The organism is Streptomyces sp. NPDC048600, assembly GCF_055587025.1.
On sequence record NZ_JBVJGZ010000018.1, the window covers coordinates 86,633 to 111,348 of the forward strand.

General features: G+C 71.1%; 13 protein-coding genes. 6 read left to right on the plus strand and 7 right to left on the minus strand.

The window, feature by feature from the left end; genetic code table 11:
* Positions 1 to 186: 186 nt before the first annotated feature.
* Together ACZ6SQ_RS23845 and ACZ6SQ_RS23850 are read right to left on the minus strand one after the other, a co-directional pair.
* Positions 187 to 2,874 (minus strand): hypothetical protein, encoded by a 2,688-nt coding sequence (locus ACZ6SQ_RS23845; protein ID WP_469565299.1) that lies wholly within the window; start codon positions 2,872 to 2,874, stop codon positions 187 to 189.
* 876 nt (positions 2,875 to 3,750) lie between these two features.
* Positions 3,751 to 5,259 carry a DUF4246 domain-containing protein gene (locus ACZ6SQ_RS23850; protein WP_469565302.1) on the minus strand — a complete coding sequence of 503 codons (1,509 nt, stop codon included), beginning with the start codon at positions 5,257 to 5,259 and terminating at the stop codon, positions 3,751 to 3,753.
* A gap of 275 nt (positions 5,260 to 5,534) precedes the next feature.
* Here ACZ6SQ_RS23850 and ACZ6SQ_RS23855 point away from each other — a divergent pair, with 275 nt between their 5' ends.
* Positions 5,535 to 6,737, plus strand: coding sequence for an NAD(P)/FAD-dependent oxidoreductase (locus ACZ6SQ_RS23855; protein WP_469565304.1), 1,203 nt, complete (start codon positions 5,535 to 5,537; stop codon positions 6,735 to 6,737).
* An 84-nt stretch (positions 6,738 to 6,821) separates the two neighbouring features.
* Positions 6,822 to 7,718 carry an RNA polymerase sigma-70 factor gene (locus tag ACZ6SQ_RS23860; protein ID WP_469565305.1) on the plus strand — a complete coding sequence of 299 codons (897 nt, stop codon included), beginning with the start codon at positions 6,822 to 6,824 and terminating at the stop codon, positions 7,716 to 7,718.
* Positions 7,719 to 7,771: 53 nt separating this feature from the next.
* Here the strand turns inward: ACZ6SQ_RS23860 and ACZ6SQ_RS23865 are convergent, their stop codons facing one another.
* Positions 7,772 to 9,670 (minus strand): ABC transporter ATP-binding protein, encoded by a 1,899-nt coding sequence (locus ACZ6SQ_RS23865; RefSeq protein ID WP_469565307.1) that lies wholly within the window; start codon positions 9,668 to 9,670, stop codon positions 7,772 to 7,774.
* A 208-nt stretch (positions 9,671 to 9,878) separates the two neighbouring features.
* Here ACZ6SQ_RS23865 and ACZ6SQ_RS23870 point away from each other — a divergent pair, with 208 nt between their 5' ends.
* The gene (locus ACZ6SQ_RS23870; RefSeq protein WP_469565309.1) at positions 9,879 to 10,748 is read left to right on the plus strand and encodes an AraC family transcriptional regulator; all 870 of its coding nucleotides are present in this window, start codon (positions 9,879 to 9,881) and stop codon (positions 10,746 to 10,748) included.
* Positions 10,749 to 10,833: 85 nt separating this feature from the next.
* Here the strand turns inward: ACZ6SQ_RS23870 and ACZ6SQ_RS23875 are convergent, their stop codons facing one another.
* The gene (locus ACZ6SQ_RS23875) at positions 10,834 to 12,393 is read right to left on the minus strand and encodes a methionine--tRNA ligase (RefSeq protein WP_469565310.1); all 1,560 of its coding nucleotides are present in this window, start codon (positions 12,391 to 12,393) and stop codon (positions 10,834 to 10,836) included.
* 377 nt (positions 12,394 to 12,770) lie between these two features.
* Between ACZ6SQ_RS23875 and ACZ6SQ_RS23880 the strand changes: the two genes are divergently transcribed.
* Complete coding sequence (locus ACZ6SQ_RS23880) at positions 12,771 to 15,551, plus strand: SpoIIE family protein phosphatase (protein WP_469565312.1); 2,781 nt, start codon at positions 12,771 to 12,773, stop codon at positions 15,549 to 15,551.
* 177 nt (positions 15,552 to 15,728) lie between these two features.
* Here the strand turns inward: ACZ6SQ_RS23880 and ACZ6SQ_RS23885 are convergent, their stop codons facing one another.
* Positions 15,729 to 16,607, minus strand: coding sequence for an ABC transporter substrate-binding protein (locus tag ACZ6SQ_RS23885; RefSeq protein ID WP_469565315.1), 879 nt, complete (start codon positions 16,605 to 16,607; stop codon positions 15,729 to 15,731).
* A 343-nt stretch (positions 16,608 to 16,950) separates the two neighbouring features.
* On the opposite strand from ACZ6SQ_RS23885, the gene ACZ6SQ_RS23890 reads away from it, so the two are divergent.
* A complete protein-coding gene (locus ACZ6SQ_RS23890) occupies positions 16,951 to 18,531 on the plus strand; it encodes a serine/threonine-protein kinase (RefSeq protein WP_469565317.1) in 1,581 nt (526 codons plus the stop codon).
* Between the two features lie 9 nt (positions 18,532 to 18,540).
* On the plus strand, positions 18,541 to 18,663 hold the full coding sequence (locus ACZ6SQ_RS23895) for a hypothetical protein (protein ID WP_469565318.1): 123 nt from the start codon (positions 18,541 to 18,543) through the stop codon (positions 18,661 to 18,663).
* 48 nt (positions 18,664 to 18,711) lie between these two features.
* Here the strand turns inward: ACZ6SQ_RS23895 and ACZ6SQ_RS23900 are convergent, their stop codons facing one another.
* Both ACZ6SQ_RS23900 and ACZ6SQ_RS23905 read right to left on the minus strand, forming a co-directional pair.
* Positions 18,712 to 23,682: a hypothetical protein gene (locus tag ACZ6SQ_RS23900; RefSeq protein WP_469565320.1), complete on the minus strand. Its 4,971-nt coding sequence runs from the start codon at positions 23,680 to 23,682 to the stop codon at positions 18,712 to 18,714.
* Positions 23,679 to 24,533 carry a DUF4132 domain-containing protein gene (locus ACZ6SQ_RS23905; RefSeq protein ID WP_469565322.1) on the minus strand — a complete coding sequence of 285 codons (855 nt, stop codon included), beginning with the start codon at positions 24,531 to 24,533 and terminating at the stop codon, positions 23,679 to 23,681. The genes ACZ6SQ_RS23900 and ACZ6SQ_RS23905 overlap by 4 nt, the downstream gene beginning before the upstream one ends.
* Positions 24,534 to 24,716 lie beyond the last annotated feature (183 nt).

Sequence of the window (24,716 nt, forward strand, 5' to 3'; positions counted from 1 at the left end):
CACCTCGAACATGTCAAGCGTAACTCGATCGGCCGGTCGGCGAAAACCGGCCCTGGCTTGCCTGTTGAATGAGAAACGAGACATGAGAGTCCACACTCGAGGGTCCTGTGCAGGCAGAGAATGCATGTGCCCGGCCCGTCGGCGATCAGGTGCTGCGCGTCGGTCCAGGAGGCTGTCGGGACCTGATCAGCTGGCACGACGGAAGTTGTAGGCACCACCCGTTCTGATGACGGCAAGCGCACGCCACCACCTATCGTGGGGATCATGGAAGCGGTGCATGGCCGTGAGCAGGGCCGCGTCGTCCTCGTCGGGATCGACCTGATCACGCAGAGCGCGCCAGGCGATCTCGTAGTCCCTGCACAGCAGTTTGACGGCGGCCTGGGTGACGAAATCCGACGATGCGCCATGACGCCGGACGGACGTCAGCCAATGGACGCTCAGGACGATAGGGGAATGGGGGTTCTCCGAACCGTTCAACCTCTCCGACACGACCGACTTCATGGAATCGAGGCGGTTCTTGATCTCCCGCTCGGCCTCCTCGACATGACTTCTCGCATCGTCGAAGCTCAGCCATGTGGCATTGTCCAGGAGGTCGTCCATTTCCGGCAGTCTCGCCGGAAGTCCGCACTTGACCAGCAGGGTGATATCGGCGAACTCCCTGACCTTCTGGAGGAGTTTCTCACGATCACGCCAGTGACGGCCCTCGTTCTCGGCGATGCGCTGGACGCACCGCCACAGTTCGGCGTCGCTGGAGAACCACTGTGCCAGCTGGTGGGATTCCACCGGGAGCTGTTTTCCCCTGAGACGCCAGGTGTGCTCCATCACTTCGGCGCAGCCGCTCAGCAGGTGCTGGTCGTACGCGGTCATCTCCGGCCACACCGGTCTCCTCGGCCGGTGGCGGTCCGGCGAGGCGTGCGGGTAGGTCTCGCGCTCGAATCGGATGAAGTGGTCCGTCTGGCGCAGCTCCTCGAGATCCGGGTCCTCGGCCAGCAGCCACGATCGCATGAGGGGATGATGAAGTCCGCTCGAATCGGCGTGCGTCGCGTTCTCCAGCTCCTCCACGGCCAGGTCCGCGAGGGCTCCGTGCTCGGCGCCCTGGTCCGCGAAGCGGTTCATCCCCACCGCGTAGGCGCATGCGGCGTTGTAACTGTCCTGCCAGAGGTGCCACTCGGGCGCCAGCCATTGCCGCGGCACACGCAGCAAGCCCCTTGCCCTCTTCACCCGTCGCCGGAGCGTGTCGGCCGACAGCGAGTCCCACCGCAGTGGGTTCTCCAGCCCCCGGAAGGCGTAACCGCCTTGAGCCTCCACCCGGGCCAGTCTCAGTGGCGCCCACACATCCCGGTCGAGTCGCAGCGAAGTGCGGCTGAGTGTCCCGTGGGCGCGTGAGAAGGGGTGCCGAAGCTGGAAGAGATGCCGGAGCAGACGGGGGTAGTCGTCGGCGAGCTGCCGCATCTCCTCTCTGCAGGCGAGCAGGAAGATCACCCTGACGATCTCCTCTCGGCGTTCCCCCTCGCCGAGTTGCTTCTCGAGCCAGCACCTGGCGTCCGTCTCCCGCGCCCCGCAGAAGGGACGGGTCTCCCCCGGAGGTGTCAGCCCCATGAGGATGCGCCAGTGTCGGGCGGCGAGGGCGGGGACAAGGGCCTTGCGGATCTCCATCCGGGCGTGCTCTCGTCGTGGATAGCGGCCCGCTTCCGAACGACACCACTGATCGGCGGTCCGCTCCGCCACCCCCAGGACAACGGCGTACCGAAATCGCGCCTCCAGCAGCCCGCTGCGCCACCACCTGTATCGCCGCTGGAAGATCCGGCGCGGATCCCAGGAACTCAAGCCCATACGGGCGTTGCGCTGTGCGCTGCTCTGCCCGTCCAGCAGCAAGGCCCCGTAGTAGGTCTCCAGAGCGTCGAGATGCAGCCAGAGCTGTTCCTGGATGCCGGCGATCTGTGTGCGCAGATACAGGTTCGTCGGGTCGATCCGCAGCGCCTCGTAGTAGCGGTCCAGAGCGTCGTCGAACTTTCGGTCCGAGCTCAGCTCCCTGGCCTGCTGATACGCGGCGAACAGCTCCGGCGGCAGATCCCGGCCGCGCCACTGCTGCCAGGGCGGTCGCCGGCTGGCCCGGGTGACGGGCACGAGGGAGGCCATCACCCAGTACCCGGCGTCCTGAACCGCCTCGTCCCACGTGGTACCCCAGATGGCCTCCGTTCGGCTGCCTCGGATGGCATAGGAGGTGACAGTGACGGTGATACCGAAACGGGGCTCCTGCTCCCGCACGCGGAGAACTCCGCGAACCGTATAGGCGATCTTCGGCCGCAAACGGCTGAAGAGTCTCAGCAGACTCGTCCACACCTTCCGGGGTTCGAGGTCGACGTCTCCCAGGAGGTCGAGGAAGTTGTCCGCCGGCGCCTCCGCGGGCAGCGCCGTCGGCGGGTAGAGATTCGTCTCGGACAGCTGTTTGCGGAACTGCGCCGTAAGCCCTTCCAGATTCGGTTCGACATCCGGCACGGACGCGACGAGCATCTTCACGTCCACAGCACCCGGCTTGTACGCGTAATACATCAGCATCCAGCGCCGCAGCGCCACGAACAGCACGATGAGCAACAACAGGCAGCCGAGCCTGGCGGTGGAGGAGGCTCCGTCGCCGCCGGCCTTCACCAGTCGGGCGATGCCTTCCACGAACTGCATGAAAAGCTCGGCGGGCCATTCAACGATTTCCATCCATCCCGTTGCCTCCCATGCCGAATTCTTGCCGCCGACGGAACGGATCACGGCGAACAGAACGGCGAAGACGTACAGCGTGACCGCCGCTGAACGCATCACATGCGGCGTCCGCAACGACGAGGCGTCAGTCGGGGCATGGCGCTCGATACGAGAGGACATGACTCCCTCGGATCTGTCTGGCCTTCGGAGTGAAGCCTTCTACGATGCGTCTGCCGGGTTGTGGCATTCGAGAACAGGGCGTATAGTCCCCGGCCCTCCTTCCACACGAATGTCACACAGGTGAGCATAGGAGCGCACCGTCAGCGTGGCGTCATCGGTACCCGGGACCCTGGCCGCCGCATGCCTCACATCGAGGGCACGCGCCCAGAACCCCGCGGGCGAACGTCCGTGATCCACCAGGTTCACCCATATCAAGAGCCCTGACGCGTGGCGTGCGCCACTCGAAGCGAATTCACATACCGGTTTCCTTCGCATCGCATTGCGAGAGCTATTCCGGAACTCTAGGAAGCTCATTGCGCGAGATGGGTACCACGGAAGGACAAACGATCCTTCATCCGCTCTGGAGTATTACTGGCAGAGCTGCTTGTAGCCGCTCGCATCTGGCCTGGCGCGGAAGCGGACCTCGTGTCCGGCGTCGTCGGTGAAGACGGCTTCCGTGTCGGACTTCAAGGTCATCTCGCCACGCTGGGTGGGGTTGTCCCACCCCTCGGGCGGGCTTCCCGAACCGTTGGAGAGGGGGACTTCCGCTTCGAAGTATGTGGAGCCGATGCGGAATTCGTCGATTCCGCAATGTGTAGGGAGGTCGAAGGGAAACGTCCGACCGGACGGTGCCGACCGGACAGTCTCCCCGTCTTCACCACTGGCCGTCGCACAGCCTGTGAGTACCCCAGCAGCCAGCGCAGCGACAACAACGATTCGCCCGATTTTCTCAGCCATGGCCCTTCGACGCACAGGTCGGGCCAACGGTTCCACGGCTCCGGCGTTCTCATGAGCACCCTCTCGCGGGTGCTCGATCATCAGCCGACTATGAGCGTCTCAGTGCTCGCAGAGCGAGAACTCTCGTTCGTAGAGCTGCTCGTTGTGTTCGTCGACGAAGAACTTGCGTTCCTGCATGAGCTGCTCGCGGTACTCCTTGGCCTGCTCGAGCGTCATGGTCGAGGTGGAGGACCATGGCTGCTGCGGGGGGACATCGGAGGTCGAGACGATCTGTTCCGACGGGTCCACCAGGAAGAACGCGAGAATCTTGCGATGTCCCGGCCGGGTGGGGTCCGAGAGGCGGAACGAGCCGACGCGGTGCTGCAGGATGTTCGGGAACGCGAGGCAGCGGCCTGCCGGGGTCGATGCCGCACCCAGCATCTGGTTCAGCGCGTCCTCGTCCTCGAGGCCGTAGACCTCACGCAGACCGTTGTCGTCGTTCTGCTCATAGTCCGGGTCGTCCAGGGCCGCGCGGAAACTCAGCCGGCTCTCGGTGATGTTCTCGCTGTCCCAGTAGTAGATGCCGGTCGAGACGATCCGCTCGTTCATCATCCCCTCGACATGCCAGGAACCGCCCGTGTACTCGGGCTTGTCCGGGGTGAGTTGAATGGTGGCGAGCTTGACGATGACCTGGAGCCGGCGGCCGCGCAGGTCGACCCGGGCCGATTCGTCGGGCAGCGCGGGCGGGATGAAGTCAGGGGCGTCCGGGACGACCGGGCGGCGGTTGTCCCACCACTCGTCCTGGGCCGCTTCCCATACACGAAGGGCTTCCTTGTGGGCCGCCGCATCGGCGTAGGAGGACTTGTCCGGATACTCCGGCTCCGAGTCGTACCAGCCATAAGGATCGGCCTCGATCCGCAGGGGCCGCGGATTCCGCAGATCGGTGAGCACGTTCTCGAACAGCGGGCGCAGACGCGCGAACAAGTCCGGCAGGACGGAGGCCAGTTCGCGATGGTTCTCGGGGTGGACGTTGTTGACGTACGAACGGAAGGCGACATCGCCGCCGGCACTGACGTCGACATCGGTGGGCAGCCACTGGAACTTCTCCGAGAACTCGTACCGCGAATAGCGGTCCGTCGGGTTCCGCCAAGCCCGCTCGGGCGCGCCGCTCACCCCGTTCACCAGACAGAACAGTGAGGGGTGAACCAGGTCCAGTACCTGGCCGTCCGATCCCGGGTGCCAGTCCAGGTCCGCTTCGGGGACCTCCTCCAGAACCCGGACCGCCTCGCGCAACCGGGCTCCGAGCTTGTCGTCGACCAGCGCGTCCGACTGCCACACCCCGTCGACGGCGGACACCTCGACGCCGGTGCGTCCGTCCCGCAGCGCGGCGTAATGCACGAGTTCGGCGAGGACGTACCGTACCTGCGCTTCGGTGAGGCCCTGGGCGACGGCTTCCTGCGTCCACCTGGCGACGATGTCGGCGTCGTTCATCTTGTCGAACCACCCCGGCTTCGCCCGAATGTGGGCGCTGCACTGCAACATCTGAAGTTCCCGCAGCGTTCGGGGTGTTGCGAACGCTATGGAACGCGATGCGTGAAAGGGCAGCGGGAATGCGGACAGGCCAGTCAAGTCTCTTGGTCCTCACGGTCGGTGTGCGGTGGCGGGAAGAATACTTCAGCCCACTGACACCACAGCCGTGGTGCTGTCTTCGCTGGTCCGGGACGCGCCAGGGCTTCGACGCGGTCCGCGCGACGTCCCGTTGGCGCAGAGCATCGGCCCGAGAAGCCCCGGCCCCGCGCGCCCCTCCATAGGGGCGACCGGATGTGATCCGAGCCACACCGTGTCACAAATTCCCTCCGCCAGGCGCCTTATGGGCGAACCCGGAAACGATGGGAGCAGAGACCATGACGAAGCACACCGGTGGCAAGACGGAGGTCGTCGTGATCGGCGGCGGATACGCCGGAGTCCTCGCGGCCAACCGCCTGACCGGCCGTGACGGCGTGGCCGTGACCCTTGTCAACCCGCGCCCGACCTTCGTCGAGCGCCTGCGCCTGCATCAGCTGGTGGCGGGGTCCGGCGATGCCGTCGTCGACTACAAGGACGTCCTGAGCGACCGCGTCAGGCTCGTGGTCGACACCGCGGTCTCGATCGACCGGGAGGCGCGCACCGTCTCGCTCGCCGACGGCGGCACTCTCGGCTACGACTACCTGATCTACGCGGTCGGCAGCCGCAGCGGCGCGCCCCGGGTGCCCGGAGCGGACAAGTACGCCTACCCGATCGCGGTGCTGGAGGAGGCCGAACGGCTGCGCCAGGCCGTGGCCGCCGCGCCCGCCACCGCGGGGGTGACGGTGGTCGGCGGCGGGGCCTCTGGCATCGAGACCGCAGCCGAGCTCGCCGAGGCGGGCCGTACCGTCACCCTCGTCTGCGGAGGGGAGCTCGGCCCCTATCTCCCTCCGAGCGGCCGCCGCTTCGTCGCCAAGCGGCTGGCGGCCCTCGGCGTGACCGTCCTCGAAGGCCCCGGCACCAAGGCCGCGGCCGTGACGGCCGACGCCGTACGCCTCGCCGACGGGCGCGAGGTGCGCGGTGAACTGACCATCTGGACCGTCGGCTTCGGCGTTCCCGATCTGGCCGCACGCAGCGGCCTCAGCACCGACGAGGCGGGCCGACTCCTCACCGACGAAACGCTGACCAGCGTCGACGACGACCGTATCGTCGCCGCCGGGGACGCGGCCTCGCCTTCGGGGCTCGCCTACCGGATGGGATGCCAGGCCGCCGTCAAGCTCGGCCCGCACGCCGCCGACGCCGTGCTCCGCCGGATCGAGGGCGGGCGTCCCGAAGCCATCAGCATCACCTTCGCCGGGCTGTGCGTCAGCCTCGGCCGCGGCTCCGGCATCTTCCAGTTCTCGCGCAAGGACGACACCCCGACCCGGTTCTACATCGGCGGCCGCCCCGGCGCGCGGCTGAAGGAGCTCATCGTCTCCCTCACCGTCAAGCAGCTCGCCGACGAGGCGCGCAAGCCCGGCGTACGCGTGCAGAAGGCCAAGGACGGCGCGCGGCAGGAACGCGTCCGGGCCGCGCACGCGAATCGGCCCGCCCACACGGCGTAGCCCTCGGGAGCTGACGGACAGGGTGCCGCCCGCTCCCCCGATGCCCGGCGTCCCCGAACGGGCCACCGTGAAAGGATTTCGAGAATGCGAGACCACGCCGAGGACCCCGCGACCGAGGCCTTCGTCGCCCACCGCAGCCTGCTCTTCACCGTCGCCTACGAGATCCTCGGCTCGGCGGCCGACGCCGAGGACGTCCTCCAGGAGACCTGGCTGCGGTGGGCCGAGGCCGATCAGGCACAGATCCGGGACCAGCGCGCGTTCCTCGTCCGTGTCACGACCCGGCGGGCACTCGACAGGCTGCGGGCCCTGCGGCGCCGCAGAGAGGTCTACGTCGGTCCCTGGCTGCCCGAACCACTGCTCACCTCGCCCGACGTGGCCGAGAACGCCGAACTCGCCGAGAGCCTGTCCATGGCCGTGATACTCGTCCTGGAGACCCTCTCGCCCACCGAGCGGGCCGTGTTCGTCCTGCGCGAGGTCTTCGACGTCGGCTACGACGAGATCGCGGAGGCGATCGGCAAGACCCCTGCCGCGGTCCGTCAGATCGCCCACCGCTCCCGCAAGCACGTCGATGCCCGCCGCCCTCGCGAGGTGGTCTCCCCGGGCAAGGCCCGGGCGGCGCTGGCCTCGTTCCAGCGTGCCATGGAGACCGGCGACCTTCAGGGTGTACTCGACGTGCTCGCCCCCGACGTCGTCCTGATCAGTGACGGCGGCGGCGTCAAGAGTGCCGCTCTGCGGCCCATCACGGGCCCGGCGAAGGTGGTCCGCCTCCTCCTCGCCAGCCTCGAGACGCTGCACGGCACGCTCACCAGCGAGCCCACCACCGTCAACGGTGATCCGGCACTCCTCCTGCGCGTCGACGGCGAGATCGACTGCGTCATGGCGATCCGTACCGAGGAAGGCCTCGTCACCGGCATCTACGTCGTCCGTAACCCCGCCAAGCTCACGCACGTCACCGCCGCCGAACCGCTCACCCTGGACTGACACCGCTCGAGGCGGGCACGGACGACGGGCGAGGACGTCCGTGCCCGGCTCGGTCATGTGGCCGCCGTGCCCGTTCGAGCGTGCGGCGGTGTCCTGCGGTCCGCGTCCGGCGCCGGGTCGGGCGGTGCGGGAAGCCCGCCGGCGTCGGGGTCCGGCTCCGAGTTCTCGCCGAGGAAACCGCCCGACTGGTGCTGCCAGAGCCTGGCGTACGCACCGTTCGCCGTCAGCAGCTCTTCGTGGGTGCCCTGCTCGACGACGCTTCCGTGGTCGAGGACGACGAGGCGGTCCATACCGGCGACGGTGCTCAGACGGTGGGCGACGACAAGGGCCGTACGTCCGTCCATCAGCCGCCACAGGGCGTCCTGGACGAGGAGTTCGCTCTCGGAGTCCAGCGCGCTGGTCGCCTCGTCGAGCAGCAGGATCGGGGCGTCGCGCAGGATGGCCCTGGCGAGGGCGACGCGCTGGCGCTGGCCGCCCGAGAGCTTGACACCCCGCTCCCCCACCAACGTGGCGAATCCGTCGGGGAGCTGGTCGGCGAACTCCGTGACGTGCGCGGCGGCGGCCGCGGCGTGGATCTCGTCGTCGGTGGCGCCGGGCCGGGCGAAGGCGATGTTGTCCCGCAGGCTGCGGTGGAACATCGCGGGTTCCTGGGGGACGTAGGCGATCAGTGAACGCAGGTCGGTCTGGCGCAGCCGGCTGATGTCCTGGCCTCCGATCAGGATGCGTCCGCCGTCGATGTCCGACATGCGCAGCAGGAGGCGGGTGAGTGTGGTCTTGCCGCCGCCGGACCTGCCGACCAGACCGATCCGCGCGCCCGCGGGCACGTCCAGGTCGAGTCCCTCGAAGAGCTGCTTCGCGCCCGCGTGGGAGAAGGCCACCGCCTCGAAGTGGACGCCGGTGTCCCGCGGTGCGAGTGGTTCGGGTTCCGTCGGGTCGAGCACGGTGGGCGGATCCAGCAGCAGTTCGGTGAACTGCGCGGCCTCGGTCATCGAGCTTTCCAGGCGCCGGTAGATCTGGTTGAACTCGAACATGATCTGGGTGGCGTTGGAGTAGTAGGTGAACGCGACGACGACCTCTTCGACTCCCTGTCCCTGTCCGCCGAGGGCGATGGCGACCAGCAGGCCCAGCACGTTGGTCAGCACGGACATGGGGGCGATCAGGGTGTCGACGCGCAGATTGCCGTAGTCCCACGATCTCAGCGTCAGGCGCCGGGAGTCCGCGACGCGGCTGCGGTGCTCGTCGGCTTCTCGCCGCTCGGCCGCGAACGCGCGGATCGTCTCCATGTTCGTGAGGCTGTCGGCGACATGGCCGGAGACCCGGGCGATCGCCGCCTCACGGTCGCTGACGAGCCGCTGCCGGCGCCGGATCAGCGGTGTCGCGGCGACCACGGTCAGCGCGATCATCATCAGGAGGCCGACGACGAGCATCGGTTCGTAGCTCCACAGCACCACCGCGCCGAAGGCGAGCGGCACAAGGCTGCCCACGATCCGGTACGTCAGCGTGTCGACGAAGTCCTCGAAGCGCCTGCCGAAGCTCAGCACCCGCTTGGTCAGGGAGCCGGAGAAGTTGTCGTGGAAGAACGCGGCGTCCTTGGCGAGGAGTTCGTCCATACCGCTGACGTACAGGTGCTCCATGCCGAGGGCGTCCACGCGGTTCAGGCAGTGCTGCCCGACCCGCCACACGGCCTCGGCGAGCAGCAGTGTCACGCCGAAGCCCAGCACGTACGGCAGTGCCGAGCCGAGGGTGAGCCCGCCGTCCTCGGCGGCCTGCCCGGCCAGCTTGGCGATCAGCAGGGGGGCGACGTAGCGGGTGCCGATGTTGCCCAGGGCCGGAAGCAGCAGCGCGGGCAGGGCGAGGCGTCGTAGGCGCAGCATTTCCCGGCCGTAGCGGCGTAATGCCAGAACGACCGCGCTCCTGCCCGGTGTCGGCCCTCTCGTGTCTGTTGTCCTCATCACACTCCCCCGGGGTTCGGAAGTCGGAAGTTTCCCGTCGGGGGAGATCCTCAGTCCAGGCATTTAACGCGGACTGGCGAGAATCGGACACCGCTGGCGCGGGCATGCGTCTGCCCCGTGTGCGCCGGGGCGCATGATCGGATCGGTTCGCAACGGTCGGGTACGGCCGAGGCGTCCGCTGTCAGGGTGGGAGTCGAAAGGAGGCCTCATGATCTCGGCACTCAACCAGCTGGTCGATCTCGTCGAGGAACACCTCGCCGAGGAGCCCGACATCCAGAGGCTGGCCGGGGCGCTCGGCACGACCGAGTACCACCTGCGCCGGATGTTCTCGTCGTTGGCCGGAATGCCGCTGTCGGAGTACGTGCGGCGGCGGCGCATGACCGTGGCCGCCGCCGATGTCGTCCAGGGCGAGGGAGACCTGCTGGGCATCGCGGTCCGGCACGGATACGGCTCGAGCGAGGCGTTCGGACGGGCGTTCCGGGCGGTCCACGGTGCCGGTCCCGGTGAAGTGCGCCGCAACGGAGGCCCCTTGCGCACACAACCGCAGCTCAGGTTCCGCCTGACCGTCGAAGGGAGCACTCCCATGGACACCCGCATCGTCACCCGGCCGGCGTTCCGCCTGGTCGGACACGCCGCCCGGGTCCCGCTCGTCCACCAGGGCGTCAACCCGCACATCCAGCGCCACATCGCCTCACTGCCGCAGGAGGAACACCTGCGGCTGAAAGCCCTCGGCGACACCGAGCCGGGCGGCCTGCTCCAGGTCTGCGACGACCTCGATCCCGACAGCACGGAGGGCAGCGAACTGACCTATCTGCACGGAGTCGCCCTCGGCCGGGACACACCGGCCCCGGACGGCCTCGACGCCATCGAGGTGCCGGACGGGGCATGGGCGGTCTTCCGTACCGGCGGACCGCATCCGCAGGCCCTCCAGACGACCTGGGCGGCGACCGCGACCGACTGGTTCCCTTCCAACCCGTGGCGGCTGCGGCCGGGGCCCTCGATCGTCGCCGTCCTCGAGCGCGCGGACGACTTCAGCACCGCTACCTGCGAGCTGTGGCTGCCCGTCGAACCCGCCTGACGCGCATGTGCGGACCCGCCGGGCAGCGACCCCATGGGTGCGCCCGAGCGGGAGGAGGAGGGCCGGGCTCCTGGCGCACCGGAGGTCACGCCGGCTGCGTGACCTCCTGAAGGCGGGTGAACAGGGGACGTGCCGCGGGCAGGAGCCCGTCGACCGGTGTCAGCTGTGCGGTGATCCGTGTCGCGGCATCGGGGACGAAGGGGCGTAGTTCATCGGCCAGCGTGCGGCACGCCGTGACGAGGGTGAGGAGGGCGGCGTCGAGCCGCTGCGCCGCTTCGGCGCTGCCCTTCCGCTCCTCCCGGGCCAGCTCCCAGGGCCGGGTCGCGTCGATGTATCGATTGGCCTCCTCCACGATCTCCCAGACGGCGTGGACGGCACGCCGGAAGTCGAAGTCGGCCAGGGCCGCGTCGACGAGGCCGGGCGCCCGCGCGCAGACCTCCGCCAGCGCGAGTCCCGCGGAAGGCGCGAGCCTGCCGGCATGTCCCCCGGACGGCGCGGGCGTGCCGGCAGGGACACTTCCGCCGCGGAAGCGGTGGACCATGGTCACGACGCGGTGGACGAGATTGCCGAGACCTCCGGCGAAATCCGCGTCCGCGCGAGCGATCAGCCGGTCGGGAGTGAAGTCCGCGTCCCCGACCCGGGGCACATCACGCAGCAGCCACCAGCGCACCGCGTCGGTGCCATGGGCCGCGGCGAGCGCCGCGGGGTCGACGGTGGTTCCGGCGGACTTGCTGATCTTGCGGCCGTCCACGGTGAGGTAGTCGTGGACCAGGATGTCGGTGGGCACCGGGAGTCCGGCGGACAGCAGGATGGCCGGCCAGTACACGGCGTGGAAGCGCAGCACGCCCTTGCCGATCAGGTGGACGCGGCGATCGCCGGCTTCCCACCACCGTTCGTAGGCGCTGTCGCCGGTGCCGTATCCGAGACTGGTGACGTAGTTGCCGAGCGCGTCCCACCATACGTAGACGACCTGGCTCGGGTCGTCCGGCACGGGAATGCCCCAGCCGCGGGCGCGGCTGTGGGAGCGGGAGACGGAGAAGTCGTGCAGGCCGCGTTCGATGAGGGCGAGGACCTCGTTGCGGCGGACGGCGGGCTCGATGCGCAGGTCGCCGCTCGAGATCAGCCGATGGAGGCGGTCGGCGTAGCGGGACAGGCGGAAGAACCAGTTCTCCTCGGCGACGGGCTGCGGTGCGGTGCCGTGCTCGGCGCACCGTCCGTCGACCAGTTCACCCGGGGTGTAGAACTGCTCGCAGCCGACGCAGTACAGGCCCTCGTACTCTTTGCGGTAGAGGTCGCCCGACGCGGCGCACCGGCGCCACAGCCGTTCGACTCCGACGCGGTGACGCGGGTCGCTGCTGGTGCGGATGAAGTCGTCGAACGAGAGCGCCAGCGGGCCACGCAGCGCCGCGAACGCGTCGGCGTTGCGGTCGACGAACGACTGCACGTCGACACCGGCCGCTTCGGCGGCCAGGACGTTCTTGAGGGAGTTGTCGTCGGTTCCGCTGAGCAGCCGGACCGGCTCGCCCCGTCGGCGATGGTGGCGGGCCAGCGTGTCGGCCTGGACGAGCTCCAGTGCGAAGCCCAGGTGCGGGCGGGCGTTGACGTACGGGATGGTGGTGGTGATGTAGTGGCGTCGTGCGGTCATCGGTCCTCCTGCCGGGTGGCGAGGCCTGGTCGCACAACAGGCGAGGCCCCGTCCCGGGGCCTCGGATTGGTACGCGTCCGTGCTCAGCAGCCCCGTTGACGGGGCATCATCCGGTGCTGAGGCGTAGGCGTGATCATGCGTGGGAGCGTAGCAAGGCAGCTGTGCCCCGGCACGCGCTTTTCCGTCCCTTCACGGCGGCCCGACGCACTGGGGTGTCACAGCGGGCGCAGGGCAGGACGGGCGTCGCCCGGTGCACCGCACGCGCCGGATGGCGCGGGACCGGAGCACCTGCGGACTCATCCCTGAGCCGCGCCCGCCGGGCCGGTGCGGGCTTGTCCTGAGCCGCGCCCGCCGGGCCGGTCACTGATACTGAGGAAATGGGCAAACTTGGACAATACGTCCCGGCGAGCCGACGGGACGACCGAGTGCCGCCGAAGGCGGGGTCGCCGGAGGGCGGCCCGGAGGCCCGTCACCGTTCGGCCGGCCGACGCGGGCTGTCGTCGCTGAAGCCCCGCAGCGTCGCCGGCCAGGTCTTCCTCCTGCAACTGGTGGTCGTCCTGCTGCTCATCGCCACGGCCGTCGTGGTGCTGGTCTTCCAGGACCGCAACCGCGCGATCCAGGAGGCCGGCGACCGGTCACTGGTGGCGGCGGAGTCGTTCGCGAACGCCCCGGGCACCGCGGAGGCGATGACGAGCGACGACCCGACGGCGGCCCTCCAGCCGCACGCCGAGGCGGTGCGCAAGAAGACCGGGGTCGACTACGTCGTGGCGCTGAGCCCCTACGGCTTCCGGTGGACCCACCCGGACCCGGACCAGATCGGAAAGCACGTCTCCACCTCCTACGGCCAGGCCCTCGAGGGCGAACCCCACCAGACCACGTTCGACAGCAGCCTGGGCAAGGCGGTCGACTCGACCGTGGCCGTCTTCGACGACAAAGGCACCGTGGTCGGCCTCGTCACCGTGGGCGTCACGGTGGACAAGGTGACCAGCGTGGTGCAGCACCAGCTGCCGGTGATCTTCACCGCCGGCGGCGTCGCGCTGCTGCTGGCCGCAGGCGGGTCGGCCCTGGTCAGCGGGCGTTTGCGGCGCCAGACCCGGGGCCTGGGGCCGGTGGAGATGACCCGTATGTACGAGCACCACGACGCGGTGCTCCACGCGGTCCGCGAAGGCGTGATCATTCTGGACGGCGACGGAAAGCTGCTGCTGGTCAACGACGAGGCCCGTCGGCTGCTCGCCCTGCCGCCGGAGGCCGAGGGCAGGCAGGTCACCGCACTGGGGCTGAGCCCCGCCCTGGCCGGGCTGCTGGGTTCGGGCCAGCCGGCCACGGACAAGGTCTTCCTGGCCGGGGACACCCTGCTCGCGGTCAATGTACGGCCGGTGGGCCCGAGGGAGGGCAGCGTGGCCACCCTGCGGGACACCACTGAGCTGCGCGCCCTGGCGGGCCGGGCGGAGATGGCGGGCGGGCGCCTGCAACTGCTCTACGAGGCCAGCACGCGAATCGGTACCACCCTCGACATCAAGCGCACCGCCGAGGAGCTGACCGAGGTGGCGGTCCCGCGCTTCGCCGACTTCGCCACCATCGAACTGGTGGAGCCCGTACTGCGCGGCGGTGAACCGACCGGGGCGAGCATGGCCCTGTACCGCATCGCGTCCACGGGCATCCGGGACGACGTGCCCCTCTACCCGGTCGGCAGGCGCATGCGCTACGCGCCCGGCAACCCCGTGGCCATCGGTATGGCGACCGGCCGGCCGATCCTGGTGGCGCAGCTCGCCAAGGCCGACGGCTGGCGGGTCCAGAACCCGGAACGGGCCCGGAAGGTCATCGAATACGGTATCCACTCCATGATCTCGGTGCCGCTCCAGGCCCGGGGCCAGTTGCTGGGGGTCGTGGAGTTCTGGCGTTCGGAGCAGGACCCCTTCGAGGCGGACGACCTGTCCCCCGCCGAGGAACTCGCCGCCCGGGCGGCCGTGTGCATCGACAACGCGCGCCGCTACACCCGCGAGCACACCACCGCCGTCACCCTCCAGCGCAGCCTGCTGCCCGGCGCGCTCCCCGAGCTGTCCGCGCTGGAGGTCGGGCACCGGTACCTGCCCGCCCAGGCGGGGGTGGGCGGCGACTGGTACGACGTCATCCCGCTGCCGGGGGCCCGGGTGGCCCTGGTGGTCGGCGACGTCGTCGGGCACGGTCTGCACGCCGCCGCGACGATGGGCCGCCTGCGAACCGCCGTGCACAACTTCGCCGCCCTGGACCTGCCTCCGGACGAGCTTCTCGCGCATCTGGACGACCTGATCACCCGGATCGACCAGGACGCGGCCGCCGAGGGCAACACCGAGGCCGTCACCGGTGCCACCTGCCTGTACGCGGTCTACGATCCGGTCTCGGGGCGGTGTGTCCTCGCCCGGGCGGGTCATCCCGGTCCGGCGCTGGTCTCGCCCGACGGCTCCGTGACCTTCCCCGACATCCCCGTCGCCCCGCCACTCGGCGTGGGCGGGGGTCTGCCGGTCGAGACGGCCGAACTCCGGCTGGCCGCCGACAGCCGGCTGGTCCTCTACACCGACGGCCTGGTCGAGGCCCGTGGCCGGGACATCGACGTCGGGCTCGGCAAGCTGAGGGACGCCCTGGCCGAAACGAACGGCGCCCCCCTGGACGACACCTGCCAGGCGGTGCTCGACGCGATGCTGCCCAGCGGGTCGAGCGACGACGTGGCCCTGCTCGTCGCACGCACCCGACTGCTCGACCGGGAGCAGGTCGCGGAGTGGGAGGTGCCCGCCGACCCCGCGGCCGTCCCCCGGATCCGCGCCGAGGCCACCCGCAGGCTGGAGTCCTGGGGAGTGGGCGAGGCCGCCTTCACGACCGAGCTGATCCTCAGCGAACTGGTGACCAACGCCATCCGGTACGGAGCGAGCCCCATCAGTCTGCGACTGCTGCACGACCGCGGCAGCCTGATCTGCGAGGTCGCCGACGGCACCAGCACCTCCCCGCACCTGCGGCGCGCGACCCTCACCGACGAGGGAGGCCGCGGTCTGTTCCTCGTCGCGCAGATGTCCCGCCGCTGGGGCACCCGGTACACCGACCGAGGCAAGATCATCTGGGCCGAGCAGTCGCTCGAGGCGGGAGGCGCCGGGGACCTGGGCGCCTTCCTGATGGCGGACCTGTGAGGCGGGACGCGGCCTGTACCGCCTGGCCCAGGCGCGCACGCCAGGGGTGGGCAGCGGCTGACTCAGGGCACGCCAGTAGGTGCGCAGCGGCTGATCCGGGGGCGCACGCCGGGGGTACGGACCGGCTGCCCTCGGGGGCGCACCGCCCGCCCTGGGCAGGGCGCACGCCCGGAGTGTTCAGGAGCCGTCGTCGACCTTGAGGTACGGAATCTTGGCCGGGTCCTGACCGAAAGCGGCCCCCAGGTAGACGGCCGACAGTTTGGCGAGGGTCCCGTCGTCGATCAGCTGCCTGATGATCCGGTCCAGCTCCTCTCTGTTGGACGACCCCTTCGGGTACAGGGCACCGTAGCCCTGGTCGGTCCTGTACTGGCCCACCAGGCTCACCCGGCTCTCCTCCTCCTGCGGATAGGCCAGCAGAATCGTCGTGTCGTGGACGACCGCGTCGATCCGCCTCTCCTCCAGCGCCGTGATCATCTCCGGGTCGTTCGCGAAGGCCGTGACGGGCTTGGTCGGCTTGAGGCGGTTCTCGACGAACTCCTCGCCCGTGGTGCCCTCGGCCACCCCGATACGGACGTCACGGATGTTGTTCTCGTTGATCCTCTCGCCGTCCCTGATCAGCACGCCCAGGGTCGAGGAGAGGTAGGGCGGGGAGAAGTCGGCGACCTTGCTCCGTTCCGGGGTGATCGTGATCTGCGCCAGGGCCAGGTCGAAGTCCTCGGTCCGGCCGGACACGACGTCCGGGAAGGGGGCGTTCTCCACCTTCACCCGGTCGAGACCGGACCGGTAGGCGATGTTGGCGGCCATGCAGTACTCGTAGCCGCTCCTGACGGACTCCGGCGTGTCCCCGTTCCACCAGCCGGGAGCGGGCAGAGTCGTCTTGACCGTGAGGGCGCCCGCCGTCTCGGGCGACAACTGGAACTCCCCGTAGCGTCCCGAGACCGTGCAGTCGCCGAACTCGGCGTTCTGCGACTCCGACCCGCCCTGGTCACACGCCGATGTCGCGACGATGAGCGCCACGCTGACAGCCAGAGAGACGGTCGCTGCCGCGGCGCGCATCATTGCACCTCCGGTAGGGGCATACTCCTTGAGTCACCATAAATCACCACGAACCAAACGACTGCCGGAGCCACGGTGAGGACGCCCGGGCGCGTGATCGGCCCGGGCGGGTTTCCGGTGGGGTGCCCCGGGAGCTCGGGTTTCTGGTGTCGGGATCGTTCCGGTGACGGACAGCACTCCCCCACGCCTGTGCGGCTACCGCTGACCCGGTTCCGGACGCGGGCGACCGCGCGGGTCGCGTCCGAGGGGGCCGGGTCAGCCCGCGTCCATGGGCCGCTTAGGGTTCTGCTTGGTCAATCGGCGGTTGACCAGGGAGTTCAGGGCACAAGGGGGAGGCAGGGCGTTGGAGGACGCGAGCGGGGTGTTCCGGTCCCTCGAGGCGGACGATCCGGCTGTCGTGGGCGGCTATCGCCTCGCCGCGCGGCTCGGCGCCGGAGGCATGGGCCGTGTGTATCTGTCACACACACAGGGTGGGCGGCCGGTGGCGATCAAGGTGGTACGGCCGGAGCTGGCCGACGATCCCGACTTCCGGCGACGGTTCAGCCGTGAGGTGCAGGCGGCCCGCCGCGTCCGGGGCGCGTACACCGCGGAGCTGATCGACGCCGACAGCGACGGCGTACCGCCCTGGCTGGTCACGCTGTACGTGCCCGGCCCCTCCCTGGCGGAGGCTGTCGGCCGGGGCGGACCGCTGCCCGTACCGGCGGTGCTGTGGCTGATGGCGGGCGTGGCCGAGGCGCTCCAGGCGATCCACGCCGAGGGGATCGTGCACCGCGACCTCAAGCCGTCGAACGTCCTGCTGGCCGCAGACGGCCCACGGGTGATCGACTTCGGCATCTCCCTGGCCGCCGGGCTCAGCTCGCACACGGCTACCGGAGCGGCCGTCGGCACGCCCCACTTCATGGCTCCCGAGCAGGCGACGGCAGGTGAGGTCACCGCGGCGACCGATGTCTTCGCGCTGGGACAGACGGCCGCCTTCGCCGCGCTCGGCGAACCGCTGTACGGCTCCGGTTCCGCGCCCGGCGTGCTGTACCGGATCGTGCATGAGCAACCCGATCTCGCTCGGCTGCCCGGGCCGCTGCGACCGCTGATCGCCCGCTGTCTCGCGCCCGATCCACGGGAGCGGGCCACTCTGGCGGAGGTTCTGGGGTGGTGCCGGGAGCAGTTGGGCGCGGACGCCGACGCGGGTGCCGGACCGGCCGTATGGCGAGAGGTCGCGGGACGGCCGGACACGGTGCTCCAGGCTCCGGTTCCGGCCCCCACGCTGCGTCTGCCCCGGCCGCCATGGTTCCGCGGCCGGCGTGCCGCGCTGGTCTCGGCGGCGGCGGTCACGGCGGCGGCGCTGCTGACGACCGGCCTGGTGTGGGTGACGTCGGACGCGGGTGCCGGGTTCCGCGACTGGGTCGCGGGTGCGTCCCCGACCCACGGTCCTGAGGAGTCCGTACGCCCCTCGGCGACCAGCAGTGGGGCGTCGGGCACCGGGGACGACGACCGTCCCGGTACTCCCCCGGCCCCCGCCCCCTCCCGGATCGCCTCCGGGGCGTCGGGCGCCGTCGCCTACACCTCCCTGTACCTCGACGCGCAGAAGTCGCTGAGCTTCGGCGAGCCGGTGCAGCGCCAGGACCGCGAGGGCGACATCCGCTTCGACTGCGAGGAGGTCGGCTGTTCACTGGACAGCGACTCCAGCGTGTTCGTGCAGGTGTTCGGCGACAAGGCCGCTTCCCGGGGAGTGTGCGGCTTCCTCCTCTCCGGCACCGGCTCCGACTACCGCCACTGGCCTCTCGCCGCGGCGGCCAACGGCAGCCAGATCTGTGTCCGGCACTCCTCGGGCGACATCGCCCTGCTCGTGATCCGGACGAAGTCGACGGCGCTGCCCGAACTCGCCTTCATGCAGGTCGAGATGACCGTCTGGCGCAAGACGGCATAGAAGCGCGGGGTGTTGACCCGGCAGGGCCGGGTCCGCTCGGCGAACGGGCAGGCGGTCTTTCCCGGCGTCACGGGCAGCGGCGGCGCCTGGCCGCCGCTGCCCGTGACCACCGTGACCACGGCACGGGCGTGAGCCGTCACGCGGGCGAGCGTTGCCCGTCCTCCCGGGCGGCAGCCGTTCTCATCGGCGCCTCCCCGTCCGCGCCGCCCGGGTCGTGAGTTCCTCGTAGGCGGGGGCGTCGCCGGATCGCACACGCTCCCAGGCACGGGCGAACAGTTCGGGTACGGGGAGTACCGGAACGGTGCGCAGGCGGTCGTGGACCGGGTAGAGACCCTCCTTCCAGGTCTCGACCGGCAACGCGGCACCCTTCAGGTCGCGCCAGCCGCAGGGCAGGAAGAGAGTGCGGCCGGCGCGCGCCCGTTTGGCCTCGACGACGAGGTCGGTCGCGGCCAGTTCGGCGCGGGCCTTCTTCAGTCGGGCGGGCTTCCAGCCGGTCCAGCGGGCGCAGTTGCGGTCCGTGGGGTCGGGCAGGGCGAGCAGCTGGAGGTAGAGCGCCGCCGCGTCCTCGCCGAGGCCGTGCGCCGAGGAGACCTCGGCGACCAGCGCCGGCGAGCCGACCATGGGGTTCTGGGCGTACCCGGCGGGCCCCTCGGGGTCGGTGCCTGCCGCGAGGGCCCCGGCGAGGTCGTCGTCCAGGATCGTGCGCAGCGCGCGCAGTCCGGCGCCCCGGAGCGGACCGGCCAGCCCGTCCAGCAGCGCGAGGACCGCGTCGTCAGGGCCGGTGAGCCCGGCCGGGCGTACCAGCGTGGTCTCGCTGTCGCGGTGCCAGGGCCGCAGCACGATCGCCTCCCCGACGCGGGTGAGTCCGTGCGCGTCGCCGCCTCCGGTGGCCGGGAGGCCGTGGGCCTTGCGGATCTCGGCGGCGGTCGGGCTGCCCTGCTGGGTCCACTCGACGTCCACGTCGAGCAGCAGCTCCGGGTCGGCGAGGCGGCGGCGCAGCGCGGCGAGAGCCTCGGGCAGGGCGGCGCGCAGCGGGTGCCCGTACGGCAGGGCGTAGGCGAGCGAGGTCAGGGAGGCGACGGCCGTCACCAGGTCGCCTCTGCCGGGGAGGGCCTCGGGGTCCTCCGGGACGAGGTTGCCGTCCTTGTCCGGCCGCAGGACTGTCGTCCGGCTGATCCAGGGAGTGCGGCCCGGGTTGAGCACGGCCGCGGCGGCGGTGCAGGGCAGCCCGGCGAGGTCGGCCGAGACGTCCTCGGGCAGCCGCACGACGGTGCCCAGCCGTTCGGCCCACACCCGGCCCGCCGCGTCGGTGTCCGGCCCGGTCGTCCACAGCTCGGCGGGGTCGGCGGGCAGCAGGGCCCCCAGCAGCTCGGTGCGGTCCGTGGCGGACAGGGAGCCCAGCATGCCGTTGGCCTGGTCCATCTGCCGCGGCTTCAGGCCCATGAGGGTGAGCGCGTCGGTGTCGCGGTCGTGCGGCCGGGCGGCGAGCAGCACGGTGGCCTGGAGCGGGCCCAGCCCGCCGCGCGTCGCCGCGGCGAACGCGTCGACCGCTTCGGGCCGCCACGGCGCGGCTCCCTTGTCCCGGACCAGCCGGGCGACGGCGGCGAGCCCGTCGGCGGGGAACACGGACGAATGCCGGGTCTCCTCCTCCAGGGTGAAGCGCGCGATCGCGCCGAACGTCCCGGTGGGGTCGTGGTCCAGGGCGAGCCAGGTCACCTGGCCGCGGGCATTGTCGATGCGCTGGCAGCCGAGCACGACGACGGTACGGCCGTCGCGGCGCAGCACCTGGCCCACGCGCTGCTGCTTCTCCGCCGGCTCGGCCAGGACGATCACGCGCACCGTCTCTGCGGCCTCGGCGAGCGGTCCCTCGGCCAGGGCCTCGAACAGCAGGAGCAGCGCCTCGCGTTCGTCGTCGGGCACGGCCGGCGAGGCCGCGCGGTAGGCGAGCGGCCGCAGTGCGCCCAGCAGCGACGTCCAGATCGTGCCGATGGCGGGGATGGTGAGTTCGTCGCTGGTCCAGCCGTCGCCGAGCGGGGCCGGGCGTCCCTGTGCGGCGGGCAGCGGCATGCCCTCCGCGGGGTGCCCGGACAGCACGTGGTTGACCGCCCGGACCTGGCGGAGCACGGTCCACCGGTTCAGGTTGCCCCACCCGCCCCACAGACGCGCGATGCCGGAGGTGGCCTGGTTCAGCGTCCGGTCGTCACCGTGTTCTGGACTGTAGTCGGCGAACATGCCCTCGGTGCGGCGCCTGACCGGCGCGTGCTGCACGGGAGGGGCCGCGAAAGCGGCGGCGGCCTCGGTCAGCCGCAGCGCCGAGCGGACCAGACAGGAGATGCCGATGAGCAGCCGCTCTTCGGTGACTTCGGGCAGCGTCGTGGCCACGGCCCGCCGGACGAACCCGTCGGCGCTCGGGAGGGCGGCGCGGGTGGCCGCGTCGGCCGCGGCGAGCAGCGCACGGCACTCCTCCAGGGCAGCTGCTCCGGCGCGCAGCAGCTCGGCGGCCCGCTCGTCGCCGAGGGTGCGCAGCACCGCCGACGCCCGCTCGTCGCGGGGGCGCAGGGCGTGCCAGAACGGGATCGGCGGCACGTAGCGGGTGCCGCCGGCGAAGTCGCTGCCCCGGTCGCCCAGTGTCACCTGGCCGAGCAGGCCGTCCTCGGAGGTGTCGTCGGCCGCGAAGAGGGCGACGTTCCCGCCGAGGAGAGCGGCGACGGGCTCGGCGCCTCCGGGCAGCCGCAGGTTCCCGAGCGGTATGGCGTGGGTCCCGCGCGTGGTGACGGTGCGGCCGTCCGGCGCGCCGGCTGTCTTCAGCGTCTCGTCGCCGTCGCTCCCGGTGCGCACCCAGCGTCCGAGAACGGTGCCGTCGGTTCCGAACGGGCTGTGTTCGAGGCCGGGTTGCAGCGGCAGGACCTCGCACACCGCCTGATGCAGCGAGGTCTTCTCGCTGAGGCCCGACGCCAGGAGGGCGGGCAGCGAGGCACGGCCGTGTGTGCCGGTCGCCGGGTCGTACTCCATCCACACCTGCTGCTGGCCCTGCCTGCCCTGGCGCCACAGGCTGGTGCCGTCGCCGATCACCGGGCGGCTCGGCGGCAGCACGGTGTCCCCGGAGTGCAGGGCGCGGCCGCCGGTGGCCCGGCCGCCGCCGGGCAGCGGGATCGAGGGCAGGCCGACGTGCTGGCCGTAGCCGAGCCGCTCGCCGCCGAGGGGGAACACGTCCGAGGGGCGGGCGGACCAGTAGCCGAACTGCTTGCCGTCGTGCTGCCACATGACGAGCAGGTTCCCGTCGGTGAATCGGAACTGCGGGCGGCTCCAGCGGTCCGGTTGCACGGGCAGGCGCAGGTCGTGTTCGAGCAGTACCTTCTCCGGGCCGACGACGAACGCCTTGTTGCCCCGCGACACGATCAGTGCCGGCCAGGCCTCGGTGACCGACAACTGGTTGCGCTGGTCATCGGACCGGGGCTCGTCGCCGAGCAGCCGCAGTGCCTCGTCGAGGGCGGGCCAGCCCAGCTCGTCCATGATGCCCGCGCGCAGGGTGCGGCCGAGCAGCGGTGCGATCTCGTGGCCGGCGACCCGGGCGACGGCGTCGGCGTTCACCTTGTCGGCGACGGCGCGGAAGGACCGCAGCCGGTCCAGGGCCGCGCGGGCCCTGGGCAGTCCCTTGGCGCGGGTGAACTGTCCGGCCGCGTCGGTGAGCCACTCCCGCAGAATCCCGCCCAGCACCGGGTGCGCGGCGAGCGCCGCCAGCACCTCGGGCGAGGCCCGGTTGCCGCCCAGGGCACCGATCGCCTCGTAGAGCAGGCGCCGCAGCCGCGGGTCGGCCGCGGCGGCCTTCAGGTCGCGGCGGCCTGGCCTGTTCTCGCGCAGCCAGCGGTCGAGCCCCAGGTGGACGGAGGTGTGCGGGGCGGGGACCGACAGTGCGATGCCCTGTGCCGCGCACAGGTCCAGCAGGTCGAGGTCGGCACCCGCGTGCCAGCGGCCGGTGAAGAGGTCGACCGCCCGGCCGTCCTCGCGCAGGCGCGACGCCATCCGCTCGACGAGCGCGAGGGTGGCCTCGGAGCAGGTGGAGAACGTGCCTCCGTGCTTGCGGTGCCTGGCCCAGCGGCCGAGCCAGTCCACGGCGTCGACCGACTCGGCCGCTTCGCCGTCCTCGCCGGTCAGCAGGCGGTCGGCACCGGTCTCCGCCAGCAGCGCGAGCCAGAACTCGTCGTCCTGGACCGTGCGGCCCAGACCGCTCGGCGTGATCTCCAGCAGCCGCGTCCGCGTGGACGGCTGCTGCTCGGCGAGGACGGCGAGTGTGGCCCGGTAGGTGTTCCAGAAGGAGGCGGGAGCCCGCACCGCGGCCGGAGAGGCGATCAGATCGGCGACCAGGGAGCACTCCTCGGTGACCCGGGACAGTCCTGCCGCCTTGATCAGGCTCCGGGCGTCCTGCGGCAGCGAGGCGTACGGCGGCATGCCGGCCGCGCAGCGCTCCACCGTCAGCTGCCGGTACTGCGCCCACGCCTCGGCCGGGTCGAGCCGGCGGGCGAGGTCCCTCACATGCTCCTTGAGGGCCTTGACCGTCAGCGCCCCGGCGAACGCGAACTCCAGGAACACCGCCCGCTGCCGGTCCTCGTCGACGGCCAGCGCGTGCACCCGCTCGGCCTCGCGCGCCTTGCCGAAGAAGGCCGAGGCGTACGTCGTGTTCTCGTGCTGGAGGAAGATCCGCGCCGCCTGCTCGTAGAAGGTCGGCAGGAAGTGCGGGACCGCGCGCCCGAGACGCGCACCAAGGACCTCGAAGCTCTCCTTGGCGGCGCCGGGGCGGGACTTGGCCTGGCGGGCGAGCCGTTCGACGTCCTTGACCAGGGCCAGCGCGTGATGGCCGTTGGCCGGGTCGTTGACCAGCGCCCAGGCGGGAAAGCCCAGGGCCTCCCGGCGCACCTGGCCCACCTCAGGGGCCTCCGGATCGCGGGAAAGGCCGAGGAACTCCAGGGCGAGGTCCTCCGCCTCGCCGAGAGTGCCCGGCACGAGCCGCACGACACGCCGGTCGCCGAGGGCGGTGTGGGTGTAGGCGCGGACGGTGAGGGCGTCGGCGTCCTCGCGGGCGGTCGTGGCCGGCGGCAGGATCGCCCCCGCGTCCAGCAGCGCGGCCGCGGTGGTCTCGTCGTACAGGCTCACGCGGCCTTCTCCTCGTCCTCGATGTCGCGTCCGGCGTAGAGCGCGGCCGCCATGCGCATGCCCTCCGACCAGACCACCGGCCCGACCTGACCGAGCCTCAGCGCCCGTCCCGAGCCGTCCGCGAAGGTCAGCGGGCCGGTCTCGGTCTCCAGGTAGTTCTCGTAGTCGCCGATCCAGACCCGGGCCTCGACCGCGCGGCCGTCCTCGCGCAGGGAGCAGACGGCGTCGCCGCCCCGGACGCGGTGACCGAGCTGGGTGGCCCTGGCGTGCAGGAAGCGCAGTTCCTTGAACACCCCGCCCGCGTACTCCTCGACGGCGTGCGCCTCCGCGTCGAGACCGTCCGGCCGGTGCCACACTCCGCGCGTGAGCTGCTGGGCGCTCTGCTCCAGGCCGAGTTCGACGGCGAACTCCCGCAGGTCCTCCAGGTCGTCCAGGAGCACCGGGTGCGGGATACGGACGAGGTCGGGGCTGATGCGCACGGTGTCGCCGTCGAGGTCGATGAGTCCCAGCCCGCGGTCGAGGTCGGCGTCGCGGAGGAATCCGGCGACCCCGCCGTCGGGTCCGGTGACGACGAGGTCGCGCAGTGCGCTCTGCCAGGCCGGATCGGGCCACACCCGGGCGATGACGGCGAGGGGAACCGGGAGCGAGTGCACCATCCACCGCTCCACGTCGGCCAGGCACTGCCGCTCGTGCCGCTCCAGCCATTCCGCGAGCTGGCGCAGTCCCACCACGGCGGGATCGTCAGCGAGCTTGGCCGGTACGGACTTCAGCCGCCGCCCCGCCGCATTGCGGCAGATCACCTTCCCCGCGTCCAGCGCCACCTCGTAGTCGCCGGCCGTCACCCACCCCACACGTGCCTCCCCGCACTTCACTGATCAAGTGACGGGAACTCTAGGGCAGGCCACTGACAACGCCGTCGACGGCCTCGTGCGCCGGTCCGTGCAGGGCGTGGAGCGGTCGGTCCGCGCGGGGCGTCGAGCGGTCGGTCGTGGTCGGTGCGGAGGGCAGCCCTGGTGGGGCGTGCACCGCGGCTG